The organism is Hymenobacter convexus (assembly GCF_030580955.1).
Lineage (GTDB): Bacteria > Bacteroidota > Bacteroidia > Cytophagales > Hymenobacteraceae > Hymenobacter.
In genome coordinates this window covers 584,517-600,433 of the sequence record NZ_JAUQON010000002.1, presented here as the reverse complement: position 1 = coordinate 600,433, position 15,917 = coordinate 584,517, and the positions used below count along the sequence as shown (strand labels likewise).

At 62.0% G+C, this 15,917-nt stretch carries 16 protein-coding genes; 11 read left to right on the top strand and 5 right to left on the bottom strand.

Annotation, left to right across the window (positions count from 1 at the left end; all coding sequences use genetic code 11):
- The first annotated feature begins 65 nt into the window (after positions 1-65).
- Positions 66-1,607: a hypothetical protein gene (locus Q4S41_RS05915; protein ID WP_305030177.1), complete on the top strand. Its 1,542-nt coding sequence runs from the start codon at positions 66-68 to the stop codon at positions 1,605-1,607.
- 18 nt (positions 1,608-1,625) lie between these two features.
- On the opposite strand, the gene Q4S41_RS05910 is transcribed toward Q4S41_RS05915, so the two are convergent.
- Both Q4S41_RS05910 and gpmI read right to left on the bottom strand, forming a co-directional pair.
- Complete coding sequence (locus tag Q4S41_RS05910) at positions 1,626-2,207, bottom strand: hypothetical protein (protein ID WP_305030176.1); 582 nt, start codon at positions 2,205-2,207, stop codon at positions 1,626-1,628.
- A complete protein-coding gene (gpmI, locus tag Q4S41_RS05905; protein ID WP_305030175.1) occupies positions 2,200-3,741 on the bottom strand; it encodes a 2,3-bisphosphoglycerate-independent phosphoglycerate mutase in 1,542 nt (513 codons plus the stop codon). Before gpmI ends, Q4S41_RS05910 begins: the two co-directional genes overlap by 8 nt.
- A 183-nt stretch (positions 3,742-3,924) precedes the next feature.
- Between gpmI and Q4S41_RS05900 the strand changes: the two genes are divergently transcribed.
- The 5 genes from Q4S41_RS05900 (at position 3,925) to Q4S41_RS05880 (ending at position 7,539) form a co-directional block, all read left to right on the top strand.
- Positions 3,925-4,326 carry a DUF4783 domain-containing protein gene (locus Q4S41_RS05900; protein ID WP_305013803.1) on the top strand — a complete coding sequence of 134 codons (402 nt, stop codon included), beginning with the start codon at positions 3,925-3,927 and terminating at the stop codon, positions 4,324-4,326.
- 246 nt (positions 4,327-4,572) lie between these two features.
- Positions 4,573-5,439 (top strand): carboxylating nicotinate-nucleotide diphosphorylase, encoded by an 867-nt coding sequence (nadC, locus tag Q4S41_RS05895; protein ID WP_305030174.1) that lies wholly within the window; start codon positions 4,573-4,575, stop codon positions 5,437-5,439.
- Positions 5,440-5,574: 135 nt separating this feature from the next.
- On the top strand, positions 5,575-6,207 hold the full coding sequence (locus tag Q4S41_RS05890) for a hypothetical protein (RefSeq protein WP_305030173.1): 633 nt from the start codon (positions 5,575-5,577) through the stop codon (positions 6,205-6,207).
- Between the two features lie 27 nt (positions 6,208-6,234).
- Complete coding sequence (locus tag Q4S41_RS05885; protein ID WP_305030172.1) at positions 6,235-6,606, top strand: hypothetical protein; 372 nt, start codon at positions 6,235-6,237, stop codon at positions 6,604-6,606.
- 186 nt (positions 6,607-6,792) lie between these two features.
- Positions 6,793-7,539, top strand: coding sequence for a ZIP family metal transporter (locus tag Q4S41_RS05880; RefSeq protein WP_305030171.1), 747 nt, complete (start codon positions 6,793-6,795; stop codon positions 7,537-7,539).
- Positions 7,540-7,584: 45 nt separating this feature from the next.
- On the opposite strand, the gene Q4S41_RS05875 is transcribed toward Q4S41_RS05880, so the two are convergent.
- Together Q4S41_RS05875 and Q4S41_RS05870 are read right to left on the bottom strand one after the other, a co-directional pair.
- Positions 7,585-7,911, bottom strand: coding sequence for a hypothetical protein (locus Q4S41_RS05875; protein ID WP_305030170.1), 327 nt, complete (start codon positions 7,909-7,911; stop codon positions 7,585-7,587).
- Between the two features lie 15 nt (positions 7,912-7,926).
- Positions 7,927-8,883, bottom strand: coding sequence for a J domain-containing protein (locus Q4S41_RS05870; protein ID WP_305030169.1), 957 nt, complete (start codon positions 8,881-8,883; stop codon positions 7,927-7,929).
- A gap of 446 nt (positions 8,884-9,329) precedes the next feature.
- On the opposite strand from Q4S41_RS05870, the gene Q4S41_RS05865 reads away from it, so the two are divergent.
- From Q4S41_RS05865 to Q4S41_RS05845, 5 genes are all read left to right on the top strand, one after another.
- The gene (locus Q4S41_RS05865; protein WP_305030168.1) at positions 9,330-9,854 is read left to right on the top strand and encodes a DUF6799 domain-containing protein; all 525 of its coding nucleotides are present in this window, start codon (positions 9,330-9,332) and stop codon (positions 9,852-9,854) included.
- A 174-nt stretch (positions 9,855-10,028) separates the two neighbouring features.
- A complete protein-coding gene (locus Q4S41_RS05860) occupies positions 10,029-11,024 on the top strand; it encodes an aldo/keto reductase (RefSeq protein WP_305030167.1) in 996 nt (331 codons plus the stop codon).
- Between the two features lie 63 nt (positions 11,025-11,087).
- On the top strand, positions 11,088-11,966 hold the full coding sequence (locus Q4S41_RS05855) for an alpha/beta hydrolase family protein (protein ID WP_305030166.1): 879 nt from the start codon (positions 11,088-11,090) through the stop codon (positions 11,964-11,966).
- A gap of 14 nt (positions 11,967-11,980) precedes the next feature.
- Positions 11,981-12,901: a helix-turn-helix domain-containing protein gene (locus tag Q4S41_RS05850; protein WP_305030165.1), complete on the top strand. Its 921-nt coding sequence runs from the start codon at positions 11,981-11,983 to the stop codon at positions 12,899-12,901.
- Between the two features lie 69 nt (positions 12,902-12,970).
- Positions 12,971-14,338: a lysophospholipid acyltransferase family protein gene (locus Q4S41_RS05845; RefSeq protein ID WP_305030164.1), complete on the top strand. Its 1,368-nt coding sequence runs from the start codon at positions 12,971-12,973 to the stop codon at positions 14,336-14,338.
- A 251-nt stretch (positions 14,339-14,589) separates the two neighbouring features.
- On the opposite strand, the gene chrA is transcribed toward Q4S41_RS05845, so the two are convergent.
- Complete coding sequence (gene chrA / locus Q4S41_RS05840) at positions 14,590-15,882, bottom strand: chromate efflux transporter (protein WP_305030163.1); 1,293 nt, start codon at positions 15,880-15,882, stop codon at positions 14,590-14,592.
- Positions 15,883-15,917 lie beyond the last annotated feature (35 nt).

The following is a 15,917-nucleotide window of genomic DNA, read 5'->3' as shown; positions in this document are numbered from 1 at the left end:
CGCCGCAATTCTTTTCCGGTCTTTATCGTTTGTTTGCCGCGCCGCCTATCCGTGCGCCTACCCCTATGCGCTACCTCTTCCCGCTGTTCATCGTTCTTAGCTGCTGCCTCACGTTCCTGTCGGGCTGCGAGCCGAAGGAAGATTTGGTGCAAACTACTGGCAAGCTGGAATTTGACCGCGACTCGGTGAAGTTCGACACAGTATTTACTACCATCCGAACGGTGACGAAACGGCTGTGGGTGTACAACCGCAACAGCGGCGCGGTAAAAACCGATGTGAGCCTGGCCGGTAAGCAGGGCACTACTTATTCACTGATTATCAACGGTGATGCCGGCAGCTCCGCCAGCGGCGTCACCATTCGGGGCAACGACAGCCTACTGGTGCTGGTGCGCGCCGTGCTCGGCGACAACAGCACTACCAAACCCTTCCTGCTGGAAGACCAGGTGAATTTCCGCACCAACGGCAACGAACAGAACGTGAAGCTGGTGGCTTACGGCCAGAATGCCTACTTCCATAGTGGCGAACTCAACTTGAGCAGTGGCACCACCTATGTCTGGCGGAATGACAAGCCGCACGTTATTATCAACTCTTACGTGCCGTCAGTGAAGGCTGATGTGGGGGTGTACGTCGGGCAAGGGGCCACGCTCCAGGTTGAGCCAGGCGCTAAAATCTACTGCCACGCCGGGGCTACCATTCAGGTAGCTGGCGCCCTGAAAATCAACGCCACCATTAACCTGGTGCCTGGAGATACCACGGCCGCCAAACGCGCCACCGTGCGCTTCCAAGGCGACCGGCTGGAGCCGTTCTATAACGACATTGCCGGGCAGTGGGGCGGCATCTTTTTCACCTCTACTAGCCGCAACAACGACATCCGCTACACGGAAATTAAGAATGCCAACTTTGGGGTCTCCCTGCTCAACACCGATGCGAACTCCGCGCCCATCGATTTGCGGCTGGAGAACGTGATTTTCCGCAACATTTCCGGCTCCAACCCCAACTACGTGGGCACCGGCCTGCCGCCCGGCGGCATCATCGGCGTGCGCAGCACCATCAATGCCACCAACTGCCTGCTCACCAACTGCGGCGAGTACGCTGTGCGCGGCTTCGGCGGCACGTTCAACCTGAACTTCTGCACCATTGCCAATTACACGCCCTCGTTCCAGCGCCAAACGTCGTCGGTTTCCTTCTCCAATGAGTTGAGCGATGCGGCCGGTAATCCCGTGAAGTTTCCTCTGGTCATCAATCTGACCAACAGCATTGTGTGGGGCAACTACGAAAACGAGCTGGAGCTCATCAACAACGCCGACCCGAACTACACCATCAACATTCGCAACACGTTGCTACGCACCAAGGACTTTCAGGCGGCTACCAACGCTACTAATAAGCCCGGCCTCGGTGCCCCTACCCTGGCCAACCTAGTGACGGAAACGGACCCTCTCTTCAAACGCACCACGCTCACCAGCAGCCGCCCCGATTATCGGTTGCAGGACACCTCGCCCGCCAAGCGGCGCACGCCGTACACTACGAACATTTCAGTGCCTGGCATTGACTTGCTGAACCTGCCGCGTCTCAACCGAAACCAGACCAGTTTGGGGGCCTACGAGTAAGCAATAACTCCCGCGGTTTTATTCCACCCGCCCCGCCGCGCTGTAGCGCAGCGTGTCAAACAGTATCAACTTCTGAGTTCCCTCCACTCTGTACGCGCGCAGCTGCCCGCCGCTTAGCTGCATTTGCAACTGCTTCTGAGCCGAAAATAACGGGTTGTCTTGGTTGATGGTCGCGGCAATGTCCACCGGCGCGCCGTTTTGCTGCACCACGGTGAGGCGGGCCACCGGCGCATTGGGCTGGCCCGGCAGTCGGGTGTAGGTGCGGCGTAGCAGTCCGCCTGGCAGCGCCACCGAATCGATATTGTAAGCCCCACGCAGGGCCGCTTTATTGATATCGGCCTGGAAGAAAATCTGCAGTTCATCGGCCCATTTAGCGGCCGGTACCCGCACAATTTCGGTGGGCTGGTTGCGCAGGCTCACGCGTTTGGTCACGGCCGCCTGGCGCTGGGCCAGTTGTGCAATCTGCTTATCCAGCAAGCCTTTCACATCAAAATACAGGGGCCGGCGCGCGGCGGGCGCGCTTGGACCGGCATCGCCACAGGCTGTGAGCCCGCTCAACACTGCCACCCCAGCCGCCAGCGCAATACCTCGCTTACGCATTCGGTGTAGCTGGACGGAGAATGCTCTGGCCCGTCATCTCCAGCGGTTTGGGCACCCCCATCAGCTCCAGAATGGTAGGCGCCAGGTCGCCCAGCTTGCCATCGGCCAGGGCGCCGTGGTAGTCATTATCGACTAAGATGCAGGGCACCAGGTTTGTAGTATGGGCCGTGTTGGGCGAGCCGTCGGCATTGCGCATGTACTCGGCGTTGCCGTGGTCGGCGATGATGATGCTGGCGTAGCCGGCCGCCAGGGCGGTTTCCACTACGGCGCGGGCGCAGGCGTCGGTGGTTTCCACGGCCTTCACTACGGCCTCGAACACGCCCGTGTGGCCCACCATGTCGGGATTGGCAAAGTTGAGGACCACAAAATCAGCCGATTTCGCTTTTAGCTCCGGAATCAGGGCATCGCGCAGGTCGGCGGCGCTCATTTCGGGCTGCAGGTCGTAGGTAGCCACTTTGGGCGAGGGCCGCAGGATACGTGTTTCGCCCGCAAACTCATTCTCCCGGCCGCCTGAAAAGAAGAAGGTAACGTGCGGGTATTTTTCGGTTTCGGCAATGCGAATCTGCTTCTTGCCGTGTGCGGCCAGCACTTCGCCCAGTGTATTATTTAGATTATCCTTCTCAAAAATGGGCGTTACGCCCACAAACGTGTCGTCGTAGTTGGTGAGGGTGAGGTAGTGCAGGTTCAGGCGGTGCATCTGGAAGGCGTTCATGTCCTGTTGCGTCAGCACTTCCGTGATTTCGCGGCCGCGGTCGGTGCGGAAGTTGAAGCACAGCACCACATCGCCTTCCTGAATGGTAGCCAGCGGCTGGCCGTCGGCACCCGTCTTCACGATGGGCTTCAGAAATTCGTCCGTCACGCCTTCCTTATACTGCTCCTGTATGCTCTGGATGAGGTTTTGCGAGGGCGTGCCCACGCCATTCACCAGCAGGTCGTAGGCCACCTTCACCCGTTCCCAGCGGCGGTCGCGGTCCATGGCGTAGTAGCGGCCCACCACCGAAGCGATTTTGGCGCCGTTGCGCTCGTTGTGCTGCTCCAGGTCGTTGATGAAGCGCACGCCCGACTTGGGGTCGGTGTCGCGCCCGTCGGTGAAGGCGTGCACAAACACGCGCCGCACCCCGGCCTCGTGGGCAATGGTGCAGAGGGCTTTCACGTGGTCGATGTGCGAATGCACGCCGCCATCGCTCAGCAAGCCAATGAGATGCAGCGGCTTGTCGTTGGCCGTGGCGTACTCAAACGCCTTCACCAAGGCGGGCATCTGGCCCAGCTTGCGCTCCCGGATGGACTTGCCGATGCGCACCAGCTCCTGGTCGACCACGCGGCCGGCCCCGATGTTCATGTGGCCCACTTCGGAGTTGCCCATCTGGCCTTCGGGCAGGCCCACAGCCTCGCCCGACGCCTGCAAGGTGCTATGCGGAAACCGCTGCAACAGCTCGTGGTAGAACGGCGTATTAGCCGCATCAACGGCCGATACGGCCGTATTCGGGGCAATGCCCCACCCATCCAGAATCACCAACAAAACCTGCTTATTCATGCCGCGAAGATACGGCCGACCCGCCTATGGGTTAGAATTATCTACCTTCGCATTTGCTTGGCCTTGTTTTTCTTCCCGTTAAGTTTACGGACGCGCTTTTTCGCATTAGTTTGCAGCCCGTTTCACTTCTTGGCACCATTTTCGCTCCAATCAGTCGCGTATGACGCACTTATTACCTTTATAATGAAACGCTATTTTGTTAGGACGCTATTTTTAGGATGGCTCTTCCTGTTGGTGGCTGGCGCGGCTCACGCGCAAACCGATATTCTCGGGGCGGTGCGGTCGGCGCTACGAAACGGCTCTTCGCGCGAACTTTCCCAGTACTTTGCCCCGACCGTAGAAATTGGTTTTGACGGTGACCGGCAGAGCTACAACTCGACCCAGGCCGAGATTGTGATGAAGGACATCTTCGCCAAAAACGCACCCAGTACGTTCGAGTTTATCCACCAGGGGCAGAGCGGCGAGGGCATTCAATACGCCATTGGCCGCTACACGGGCCGCGGCGGCGCCTACCGGGTTTTCGTCAAGCTAAAGCCTACCCGTGGCGCTCCGTTGATTGACACGCTGGAATTTACAAAAGAATGAATGCAAGCCCCGACCTGATTAGGCCGGGGCTTTTTCGTGGGCCTGCGCCGAGTCGTTTGAGCAAAAAAACGTCATGTCGAGCGCAGCCGGGACATCTCGCGTGCTACCACTAATTCATTCGATTGGATTACTACTGCACGCGAGATGTCTCGGCCGCGCCCGACATGACGTTCTGGTGGCGTCTTCCGCTGCTATAAGTAGTACGTCCGGTTTTCCCGGCCGCTGCAAGGGCCGTACCTTTGCACCGTGCAAACCCCTCCCGCCCCGTATCTAACTCCTGAAGCCATTACCACCTTCATCCGCACGGCCCTGGCCGAGGATGTGGGCGACGGCGACCATTCGGCCCTGGCCTCCATTCCGGCCGATGCCCGCAACCGCGCCCACCTGCTGGTGAAGGGCGAAGGCCTGCTGGCGGGCATGGCGCTGGCTCCGCTGATTTTCAAGGAAGTGGACCCGGCCCTACAATTGACGCCGCTGCTGGCCGACGGCGCCCTGGTGAAACACGGCGACATTGCTTTCACAGTGGAGGGCCCGGCGCGCAGCATCCTCACGGCCGAGCGGCTGGTGCTCAACTGCATGCAGCGCATGAGCGGCATTGCCACCTACACGGCGCACCTCAACAACCTGATTGCCGGCACCAGCGCCAAGCTGCTCGACACACGCAAAACCACGCCCAACTTCCGGCTGTGCGAGAAGTGGGCGGTGCTCATCGGCGGCGGCGTGAACCACCGCTACGGGCTGTTCGACATGATTATTCTGAAGGATAACCACGTGGACTACGCCGGCGGCATTGCCCAGGCCATTGCGGCCACGCACGCCTACCTGGCCCAAACCGGCCGGCAGTTGCCCATCGAAATCGAAACCCGCTCCTTGGAAGAAGTGCAGCAAGCGCTGGATGCCGGCGGCATCACGCGCATCATGCTCGACAACATGAAGCCCGACCAGCTGCGCGAAGCCGTGGCCCTGGTGGCCGGCCGCTACCCCACCGAAGCCAGCGGCGGCATCACCGAGCAAACCATTGGCGAAGTGGCCCAGACCGGCGTGGACTACATCTCGGTGGGTGCCCTCACGCACTCGGTTAAGAGCCTGGACTTGAGCCTCAAAGCATATTAAAAAGAACGTCATGCAGAGCGCAGCGAAGCATCTCGCTTGTGGCCGTGACTTAACTTAATTGACTGAATTAGTAATGCACGCGAGATGCTTCGCTGCGCTCTGCATGACGTTTCGGCGTTTCAATTACTTCTAAAGATGAACCAACCCAACCAACGGGGCGGAGGCGGCGGTTTCCGCCAGGCCCAGCAGGCATCGCCGCTGGCCATTCGCACCAAAAAATCGCAGCTCACCACCGATGCCTACACCAAAATGGTGATGGGCGAAGTGTGGAAAAAAGACTGGCCGTACGCCCTGATTCCGTTTGTGCTGGGCCTGCTGCCGGCCATTTTCCTGCCCTCGTGGTGGTGGATTGCGCTGGCCATGGTGCTCACCATTCTGTTTGTGCTGTTCCGCTCGGCGCAGGTGACGGGCATCACCCAGATGGAGCAGAGCAAGCCGTTGTTTGAGCGCATGGCGTTTGAAATGGATAACAAGCAGCTGCTCCTGCGCGTAGGCCCCGAGAAGGAAGGCAAGGCCATGCAGCTGACCTGGGACATGATTGACCGCGCCCGCCGCGACCCCGACGCCTACCTGCTGTACCTGAAGCCCGGCACCCCGCCGACCGGGCTGGCCGCGTGGCGCCTGTGGCTGGCGCGCACATTTGATGTGCCAGTGTTTTTACATTTGCCTTTCAAAATCTTCAACGCCGACAACGACCGCAAGCTGTTTGAGGCCTTGCTGCGCCGCAAAAACCTGCTGCCCGCCGAAGCCGGCGCGGCCACCGTCTAAATTTTAACCTCCGCTAATTTTACTTCGATGAAATTGACTTCCACTCTGTTGCTGGCTGTTTCGGCCGCTACTTTGGCCCTGACTTCCTGCAGCAGCGAGCCCTCCGACTGGCGCCCCGACGAGAAAGTATCGACCGACGTGGTGGCCCCCGGCACCCGCGACGACGAAAACTTCGACCACTCGGTGCCCAACGGCTCCATCGAAAACGACCACTCTCCGCTGATTGAGGCTGCCAAGGCCGCGAACCAGAGCCCGGCTTCGGCCACTACCCGCGTGACGCCGGAGTCGGCCACGTCGGCCAATGCGGAGGAAGGCATGATTAAGCGCGGTAAAATGGACGACGCCGGCAAATCGAGCCAGGCAGATACGGCCGAAAACGGCCACGCAATTCAGCGCTAACCAACGCGGCTTAGTTCTGTTATCTATCGACTGGGTGGCAGCTTTGCCCGCCGGCTGGCGGTCGCGAAGCTGCCGCTTTGCGTCATTCTAGGATGAGGAATGAAGAACGAAGAAGGAGGCCTTGATGCTTGTGTCGTCGGCTTTTCCTTCTTCGTTCTTCATTCCTCATTCCTCATTCTTTGCGTTATGGGGTTTGCTATTTTCTTGCTGCTGCTCACGGTGCTGGGCGCGGGCGCGGCGGCGGCGTGGGTGCCGGTGGCGCAGGGCGGCCGGTGGCTGAAGCCGCTGCTGGCGTTTAGCGGCGCTTATCTGTTTACGCTCACGGTCACGCACATTCTGCCGGAGGCGCTGCAGCTGCTGCCGGAGCATTCGGAGCGGGTGGGCTATTGGGTGCTGGCGGGCTTTTTCGGGCAGCTGTTGCTGGAGGTGCTGTCGCAGGGTGTGGAGCACGGGCACGTGCACCACGAGGCTGCCCACGGGCACGATGCGCCGGCCCGGGTGCCGTTTTTGCTGCTGGGGGCACTGGTGGTGCACTCGTTCCTGGAAGGCAGCATTCTGGTGAAGGCGCCGGCGGTGGGCGACATCAGCCGGAACTTCTACGCCATTGTGGTGGGCGTGGCGCTGCACCACATGCCGGCGGCCTTTGCGCTGGCCACGCTGCTGCGGCTGCGGCTGGGCAGCTTCCGGCGGGTGTGGGCGGGGCTGCTGATTTTCGCGCTGGCATCGCCGGTGGGCATCCTGTTCAGCAACTACGTGGTGTTGAGCAAGCTGCTTAGCACGGGGCTGTATGCGGCGCTGTTGGGGCTGGTGGCTGGCAATTTCCTGCACGTGTCCACCACCATTCTTTTCGAAACCAGCCCCGAGCACCGGCTCAACTGGCCCAAGCTGGGCGCTACGCTGGCCGGGCTGCTGCTGGCGCTGGCGGTAGCATAAGCGAGAAGCCAGAAAAGGCGCGTCATGCTGAGCGCAGCCGAATGATTAACCGAAATCCTCCAACGGCCCTGCACCGCGCAGGAAATTTTCGAGCTGACGGACGCGCGCGGTTTCGTCGGCTAATAGCGCCTGCAGGCGCACCAGCCGCTGGCGCATGGCCAGAATCACGTCGAGGGCTTCGGGGGCCAGGCCGAGCTCGTGGTGCAGGCGGGCGAGGCGCGACAGGTCGTCGGGCTCATCAACGATGATGGTTTCGGGCGCGGGAGCCAGGCGGAGCAGGCCGGCTTGCAGAAACTCGTGCAGCGCCGTCGGGGCCAGGCCGTAGCGGGCCGAGCATTCCTGAAAAGTGAGGGTAATGAAGTGCGTTTCCATGGCGACGAAACAAGTTTAGGCTTCGGGACGGAGGGCGGCCAGTTGCTGAATCAGTTCTTTTTCCGGGTCGGTGAGGTGTTGGGGCAGGGCAATGTTCAGGCGCAGGTACAGGTCGCCAAACTGGCCGTCTTTGCGGTACACGGGGAAGCCTTTGCCGCGCAGGCGCAGGCGGGTGCCGTTCTGGGTTTCGGGCTTGAGCTTGATTTTGACGGGCCCGCTGAGCGTGTCCACTGTTTGCTCGCCGCCGAGCAGGGCTTTGTAGAGGGGCACGGGCACATCCTGGGTGAGGTCGTCGCCGGTGCGGGCGTAACGGGCGTCGGGCCGAATGCGAAAGGAGATGAGCAGCGAGCCATTGGGCCCGCCATTGCGGCCGGGACCGCCCTGGTCGCGCAGCCGGATGGTCTGGCCATCGGCCACGCCGGGCTGAATGGTGATGCGCAGGTTTTTGCCGTTCACGGTGATGGTGCGCGGGCCGCCGTGGTAGGCCTCCTCCAGGCTCAGTTCCAGCTCGGCTTGGTAATCCTGGCCGGCGCCAGGGCGGCTGCTCCGGCCACCCCCGCCGCCCATGTTGCCGAACAGGGAGCCGAAGAAATCGGAGAAGTCTTCGCCTTCGCCGCCGAAGCCGCCGCCAAAGCCACCGCCAAAGCCACCGCCGCCGCCGCCCTGGCCCTGGGTGTACTGGCTCCAATCGAAACCGCCGCCGGGCTGGCCGCCGCGGCCGGCCCCGCCGCCGGGCTGCTGCTGGTAGCGCTGCCAGTCGGCCCCGAACTGGTCGTACTTCTTGCGTTTTTCGGGGTCGCTGAGGACTTCGTTGGCCTCGTTGATTTCCTTGAACTTCTGCTCCGCGCCTTTATCGTTAGGGTTCACATCAGGGTGATGCTGGCGGGCGAGCTTGCGGTAGGCCTTCTTGATTTGTTCGGCGGTGGCCGTTTTGTCGAGGCCCAGCGTCTTGTAATAATCTTTGTAATCCATCGTCGGAGGGAATTGAGAGGGCCGATATACAGCCGGGCAGCAAGTTATCTGCTATTCGGGCATTCGGGGTGTGCGGTTGCAGCACGGTGCCGGCGCGCGCCGCCGAGAAGCAATTTATGTTGGGAGAATGCGGCAATTCCAACGGCATCTACGCAACCGGGGCCGCGCCGGGTGGGCACCTGTTAAAGGGCTACGCGGTGGCCGCACAATGCCTAAATAACTATATGTCTGTGCGAACGCACAGCAACAAACAGGCACCAAAATTGAATACCCCGGTTTCGGCAAGCTCTTTCAGCCAAAAAGGTGCTTAAAAAAGGCTGCCTAAATCTTTTCCCTTTTTGCACTCGTACATTAAGGCAAGATGAAGACGAATACCAAAAAAGGTGTAACTTGCGTTGTATTAACGATTCACCCAAGGCTTAACTTATTCTATTTTTAATTTTTCCATGAAACGCCCATCCATTCTCTGGAGCTTAATCACCCTGCTATTTTTCACGGCGACCGTGGCGCAGGCCCAAACCAAACTGCCCCCGCGCCGCCCCGGCGGCGCGGTGCCTGCGCGGGCCAAGCTGGCGGCCAACGGCGAGGGCCGGAAAGATGGCCTGACCATGGAAAAAGGCCGTATCATTCTCACCGAGCTGGGCATTTCGAACCCGCTCACGGCCGACAAAAAACTGATTAACGGCACCACCGTCAGCACTACAGGGCTGGTGACGGCTACCAACGGCACCACCACCCAAATCAGCGAGGGCGACCATGTGTCGCTGAGCGGGCGCGTGACATCCCGCCGCGAAATTGTGGTGGCCGACAGCCTGGCCAAAATCCGGTCCTTCGATGCCTTGCACCCCGGCAAGCGCGACAAGATGGAAAAAGAGCGCCAGAAAAAGGAAGAAGCCAAAGCCAAGCTGGCCGAGCAGCGCATCAAGAACAAGGAGAAGGCCGCCGAAAAAGCGGCCCGCCGTAAGAAGTAAGGGCTACCCGCCGTGGTTGGCCGCGCGCCGCTTCGCCCTCGGGCGGGGCGGCGCGTGTGCTTTGGGGCAGGCCGCGTTTTGTGTTGCAGATGCGGGGTTTTGTGTAGCGCCGGGCCGCGGCCCGGGCCGGAGCTTTGTGGGGTCAAAAGACACTCACATTCAACCCCCAACAAGATGAGCGATATCAAACAAGTGGCCCTGGGCAGCCAGGGACTGGTGGTGCCGGCCGAGGGCCTGGGCTGCATGGGCATGACGGCCGGCGTGAACGGCATGAGCGTGTATGGCGAGGCCGACGAGGTGGAAAGCGTGGCCACCATTCATCGCGCCCTGGAGCTGGGCGTGAACATGCTCGATACGGCCGACTTATACGGCCCCATGCTGAACGAGCGGCTGGTGGGCCGGGCCATTGCCGGCCGGCGCCAGGAGGTGATTCTGGCCACCAAATTTGGCTTCGAAGTAGACGACGCCGGAACTTGGACGGGCGGCTACAACGGCCGGCCCGCGTACGTGCGCAAGAGCATTGAACGCTCGCTGCGCAACCTGGGCACCGACTACGTTGACCTCTACTACCTGCACCGCATCGACCCCGCCACGCCCCTGGAAGATACCGTGGGCGCCATGAGCCGGCTGGTGGAAGAAGGCAAGGTGCGTTTTCTGGGCCTGAGCGAGGTAACGGCCGACGAGTTGCGCCGGGGGCACGCGGTGCACCCCATCACGGCCCTGCAAACCGAGTATTCGCTGTTTGACCGGGGCGTGGAAGAAAACGGCGTGCTGCAAGCCACGCGCGAGATGGGCATTGGCTTCGTGGGCTATTCGCCGCTGGGCCGGGGCTTTTTGTCGGGCGAAATCAAGACCCCGGACGACTTCGAGGTCAACGACTCGCGGCGCTGGTTTCCGCGCTACCAAGGCGAGAACTTCCACAAAAACCTGGCGCTAGTCGAGAAGCTGCAGACGCTGGCGCAGGCCAGGGGCGTAACGGCCGCGCAGCTGGCTCTGGCCTGGGTGCTGGCGCAGGGCGTGGTAGCCATTCCGGGCACCAAGCGCCGCAAGTACCTGGAAGCCAATGTGACGGCGGCCGGACTCACGCTGAACGAGGCGGAATTGGCAGAACTGGAGGCCATTATGCCGGTGGGCAGCCAGGCGGGCGCGGCTTACCCGGACGGGTTTTAAGCTCGGTGACTTGCAGGAAGGAGCAGTAGCATGTTGAACTTGCCGGCTTATTCTCCAAAACGCATGGAAAATTTTGTTGGCTACCGCGAGTTGCAAGTGACGGACGGTGAGTTGAATCTCGCGTTCCCCCTGAGAGTGCTCTACCCCACATCCACCACCGGCCAGGCCGAAAACGTGGGCCCTTACACGCTGGATGTGGCGCGGGACGCGTCCATCAGCCCGGGCGTATTTCCGCTGGTGGTCCTCTCGCACGGCACCGGCAGTTCGGGGCTGGTGCACCGGAACCTGGCCCACCACTTAGCCCGCCACGGCTTCGTGGTGGGCCTGCCCGAGCACCCGTACAACAACCGCGACGACGACTCCTGGGCCCACACCACTCAGAACCTGATGGCCCGGCCCCGGCATTTGCAGCTGGCTATCGATGCCTTATTCCAACAGTTTTCAGCTTCGCTGAAACCGGAGGTGGTGGGCCTCATCGGGCACTCGCTGGGCGGCTACACGGCGCTGGCACTAGCGGGCGGGCAGCCCACCGCCACCCCACGCGATTCGCCCGACTGGCAACAGCAGCCCATCCCCGTGCCGGTGGATGCGCGGGTGAAAGCCGTGGTGTTGCTGGCCCCGGCCACGCCGTGGTTCCTGAAGAAAGGCGCCCTGCACAACGTTCGGGTGCCCATCCTGTTGCTGGAGGGAGAGAAGGACGAACACGCCTCCGCCTGGCACGGTCAGATTGTGCTGAACGGCGTGTCTGACCGTCGTCGCGTTACGCACCGCGTGGTGCCCAATGCCGGCCACTTTTCTTTTTTGAGCCCATTTCCGGCGGCGCGGGTGAGCCCAGCGTTTCCGCCCTCGCAAGACCCGCCGGGGTTCGTCCGGGCGCGGTTTCACGAGGAGATGAACGCCGAAATTCAAGCGTTTCTAATGCGGGAATTGGGTTCTCATTGATTTCAAAAACTTCCATGAAACAGCCCAGCAAAGACTTCCAGGTGCTGCACACCGTCACGGACTACACGCGCTTTTGTGGGCGGCCGGCGCCAGCGCATCCGCTGCTCACCATCATCGACCTGAACGAGACGCGCGGGCAGGCCCGGCCCACGGGCCTCACGCCGGTGGTGCCGCAGCTCTACAGCATCTGGCTGAAAAAGGGCTTGAAAGGCAATATTTACTACGGCCGGCAGTCCTACGATTTTGGCGAGGGCGTGCTGGGGTTTCAGGCGCCGGGGCAGGTGTTTGCCATCGACGAGACGCTGGATTTGTCGGAAATCAGCGGCTGGATGCTGGTGTTTCACCCCGACCTGCTCACAAAGTACCCGCTGGCCAAGAAGATTCTGAGCTACAGCTTCTTCTCCTACGACGTGCACGAGGCGCTGCACCTTTCGGCCAAGGAAGAAGTGGTGCTCGATGGACTGCTGCGCAACATCAAGGCCGAGTACGAGCAGCCCATCGACGCCTTCAGCCAGGACGTGCTCATTTCGCAGCTGGAAGTACTGCTCAGCTACGCCAACCGCTTCTACCACCGCCAGTTCCTGACGCGGCGCACGCCCGCGCACGACCTCCTCAGTCGCTTCGAAACCCTGCTAACCAGCTACTTCGCCCACGAAGGCGCGCAGCCCTTGCCCACCGTGCAGCACTTCGCCGATGCGCTACACGTGTCACCGGCCTACCTCAGCGACCTGCTGCGCACCCTCACCGGCCAAACTACCCAGCAGCACCTGCACCACGCCCTCATCGAGCAGGCCAAGCACTTGCTGCTCAGCACCTCGCTCACAGTAAACGAGGCCGCATTTCGGCTGGGGTTTGAGTACCCGCAGTATTTCACGCGGCTGTTTAAGAGCAAAACGGGGCTCACGCCGGCGGCCTTCCGGTTTTCGGCGCAGTAGGCCGGCGGCAAGCGCGGGCCGGAATGCGGAGCTTCCGGCTACCTTCGCTTGCCTTACGTATTCCCGCTCATGCTTTTCTATACTGTGATGAAACCGCTGGTGCAGGTGGCGCTGCGGGTGTTTTTCCGACGCATCGAAATCCGGCACCGCGAACGGCTGAACCAGCCCGGCCCGCTGCTTTTCGCCGGCAACCACCCCAACACCCTCATGGACCCGCTGCTGACGGCCATCCAGACCCGGCAGCCGGTGGCGTTTCTGGCCAAAAGCACGTTTTTCGTCAATCCCGTCGTGCGGGCCATCATGCAGTCGGGCAACTCCATTCCCATCTACCGGCGGCAAGACGCCGAAGTGGGCGGCGCGCCCGCCACGCCCGAGCAGGTAGCTGCCCAGAACGAAGCTGTTTTTGGCCGCTGCTACGACTACCTCGACCACGGCGGCACCATCATGATTTTCCCCGAAGGCACCAGCGTGAGCGAGCGCCGCCTGCGGCCCCTCAAAACCGGCGCCGCCCGCATCGCGCTGGGCGCCGAGGCCCGGCACGATTTCAAGCTGGGCCTGAAAGTGGTGCCCATTGCCACCAATTACTTCGACCCCAGCCGTTTCCGTTCCGACGTGCTGCTGAACGTGGCCCCGCCCATTCGGGTGGCCGACTACGCCGCCGCCTACGCCCAGGACCCCGAAGCCGCCGCCGACCAGCTCACTGACGCCATCCGCGAAGCGCTGGAGCGCCGCCTCGTCATCACGCGCGACGCGGCCGAGGACGCCTTTGTGCAGCAGGTGGAGCGCACCTTCGGCAGCCACCTCAACCCCGACGACGACCCCAACACGCTCTACGACAACTTCCAGCTCAGCCAGACGCTGCTGCAGGCCCTGGCCTGGTTTGAGCAGCACGCCCCCACCCGGCTGGTGGCCATGCGCCTGCAGTTCCAAACGTACCTGGAAGACCTGCGCCGCCACCACCTCACCGACGAGGCACTGGAAGGCCAGCGGCGCGGCACCTTCGCGGGCCTGCTCAATCTGTTTTTCGGCGCGCCGGTGTGGCTCTACGGGGTGCTGAATAACTACCTGCCCTACATTCTGCCCTCGCTCATTGCCAAGCGCGCCACTAAGGATGTGGAGTTTGTGGCGCCCATTATGCTGGTGGTGGGCATGATTACCTTCCCGCTGGCCTACGCGCTGCAGGCGGCGGCCGTGCAACACTACCTCACGCACGACTGGCGCCTCACGGCCCTCTACGTGCTCAGCCTGCCCCTCACCGGCTTCTACGCCCTCAGCTACTGGAACACCCTCAGCGCCCGCCTGGAGCGGCTGCGGGTGCTGCGCTTTTTCCGCGCCACGCCCGCGCTCGGCGAGGAGCTGCTGAAGCGCCGCGCAGGCTTGGTGCAGCATCTGGAAGAGGCGAGGAAGGAATATCTGGCAGGGCGGGCGAATACGTAAGGCGCCGTTTGTCATTGCGAGCGAAACGCAGTGGAGCGCGGCAATCCGTCCTGTCTACACCTGACCTGCCCTTTTACCACAAAGCCCCGGCACTGCGCGGCGCCGGGGCTTTCTGTGTTTTAGAAAAAGGCTTTAGCTGCGCTGACCTTCGGTTGTCACATTATTAGGCTAGTCGCTGAGAACAGGACGGATTGCCGCGCTCCACTGCGTTTCGCTCGCAATGACAGGCGCAACCCGCCACTCTGCTCTTCCTACCCCAGCGCCGCGCCCGCCAGCAGCGCCACGGCCACAATAGCCACGCTCGGCACTTTTTCCCAGAGCAGCAGCAGAAACGTGGTGCCCACCAGCAGCGGGTTCAAGGGCAGCGAGTCTATCGGCCCGAGGTGAAAGGGCAAGTCCAGCAGCCGGTAGGGCAGCGGGTGGTAGAGCAGGAAGGTGGCTGCGCACACCAGCCCGGCGCTGACGGCATTGATGCCTTCTAATGAAGCCTTTACCACACGGTACTGCCGCAGCCGGTCCCAGAAGCGGATGACGAAGAAAATGAGGAAGGTGCCCGGCAGAAAAATGCCCGTCACGCCCACCAGGGCTCCCAGTAGCTGCATGTGTGAGCCACCCGCCGGCCGCATGGCCAGCGCCCCGATGTAGGCCGCAATCGAGAAATTGGGCCCCGGCATGGCCTGCACCAGCCCCAGCCCCGACAGAAACTCCGGCCCCGTGAGGTAGTGCTTAAATTCCACAAACTCGGCGTAGAGCAGCGGGGCCAGCACCTGCCCGCCGCCAAACACCAGTGAGCCGTTGCGGTAGAAATTCTCGAACAGCCGCACCGGCAGCAGGCGCGTGTAGTGGCCCAGCACGGCCGCGCCCGCCAGCGTGCCAAACCACAGGAAAAAGTTGGCCCACTCCACGCGCAGCGGCTTTTTCTCCTGCTCGATGGCGTGCTTGCGGTAGCGCACCGTCGTCACGGCGCCGCCGGCCAGCAGCAGCAGCGGCAGCATCCAGGGCAGCTGGAAAAAATACGCCAGCATGGCGGCCGCCACCATCAGGCCCACCGCCGTTTTGGTATGAATAACCTTCTCCGAAATCTTGTAGGCCGAAAAAGCCACGAAGCCCACCGCCACGGGTTGCACAAACTGCACCAGCGCCGCCACCCGGGCCGGGTCGAGGTAGCTGAGGGTGAGGGCGGCCAGCGTCATCAGCACCACGGCGGGCGCGGCCCACACCAGCAGGGTGAGGTAGGCCAGGTTGGGCCCGCCCAGCCGAAAGCCGATGACGGTAATGGTTTGCGTCGAAGTTGGCCCCGGCAGCAGCGCGCACAGCGCCTGTAGCTCCAGCAGCTCGGCGGCACTTATGTAGCGCCGCTTTTCCACGAGCAGCCGGAAAAACATGGCCAGGTGCGCCTGCGGCCCGCCAAAGGCCGTGCAGGCCAGCAAGGCCACGTCCTTGAGAAAAATAATGCCCCGCACGCGCCGGGTGCGCTTGCCCGAGCGCCGCGGGGGCGGCGTGAGCGAAACTTCGGCGGGGGGCGCAGCGCTGGCAGGCACCATAATATTGGGCAATTGACTTGCCCGAAGATAGGAAC

What these genes read in the sequence shown, in the direction of transcription:
- Q4S41_RS05845 (WP_305030164.1), top strand. Translation starts at nt 12,971, where the DNA reads ATGCTTTTCTATACTGTGATGAAACCGCTGGTGCAGGTGGCGCTGCGG.
- Q4S41_RS05860 (WP_305030167.1), top strand. Translation starts at nt 10,029, where the DNA reads ATGAGCGATATCAAACAAGTGGCCCTGGGCAGCCAGGGACTGGTGGTG.
- Q4S41_RS05855 (WP_305030166.1), top strand. Translation starts at nt 11,088, where the DNA reads ATGGAAAATTTTGTTGGCTACCGCGAGTTGCAAGTGACGGACGGTGAG.
- Q4S41_RS05880 (WP_305030171.1), top strand. Translation starts at nt 6,793, where the DNA reads ATGGGGTTTGCTATTTTCTTGCTGCTGCTCACGGTGCTGGGCGCGGGC.
- Q4S41_RS05865 (WP_305030168.1), top strand. Translation starts at nt 9,330, where the DNA reads ATGAAACGCCCATCCATTCTCTGGAGCTTAATCACCCTGCTATTTTTC.
- Q4S41_RS05890 (WP_305030173.1), top strand. Translation starts at nt 5,575, where the DNA reads ATGAACCAACCCAACCAACGGGGCGGAGGCGGCGGTTTCCGCCAGGCC.
- Q4S41_RS05850 (WP_305030165.1), top strand. Translation starts at nt 11,981, where the DNA reads ATGAAACAGCCCAGCAAAGACTTCCAGGTGCTGCACACCGTCACGGAC.
- Q4S41_RS05910 (WP_305030176.1), bottom strand. Translation starts at nt 2,207, where the DNA reads ATGCGTAAGCGAGGTATTGCGCTGGCGGCTGGGGTGGCAGTGTTGAGC.
- chrA (WP_305030163.1), bottom strand. Translation starts at nt 15,882, where the DNA reads ATGGTGCCTGCCAGCGCTGCGCCCCCCGCCGAAGTTTCGCTCACGCCG.
- Q4S41_RS05870 (WP_305030169.1), bottom strand. Translation starts at nt 8,883, where the DNA reads ATGGATTACAAAGATTATTACAAGACGCTGGGCCTCGACAAAACGGCC.
- gpmI (WP_305030175.1), bottom strand. Translation starts at nt 3,741, where the DNA reads ATGAATAAGCAGGTTTTGTTGGTGATTCTGGATGGGTGGGGCATTGCC.
- Q4S41_RS05900 (WP_305013803.1), top strand. Translation starts at nt 3,925, where the DNA reads ATGAAACGCTATTTTGTTAGGACGCTATTTTTAGGATGGCTCTTCCTG.
- Q4S41_RS05915 (WP_305030177.1), top strand. Translation starts at nt 66, where the DNA reads ATGCGCTACCTCTTCCCGCTGTTCATCGTTCTTAGCTGCTGCCTCACG.
- Q4S41_RS05885 (WP_305030172.1), top strand. Translation starts at nt 6,235, where the DNA reads ATGAAATTGACTTCCACTCTGTTGCTGGCTGTTTCGGCCGCTACTTTG.
- Q4S41_RS05875 (WP_305030170.1), bottom strand. Translation starts at nt 7,911, where the DNA reads ATGGAAACGCACTTCATTACCCTCACTTTTCAGGAATGCTCGGCCCGC.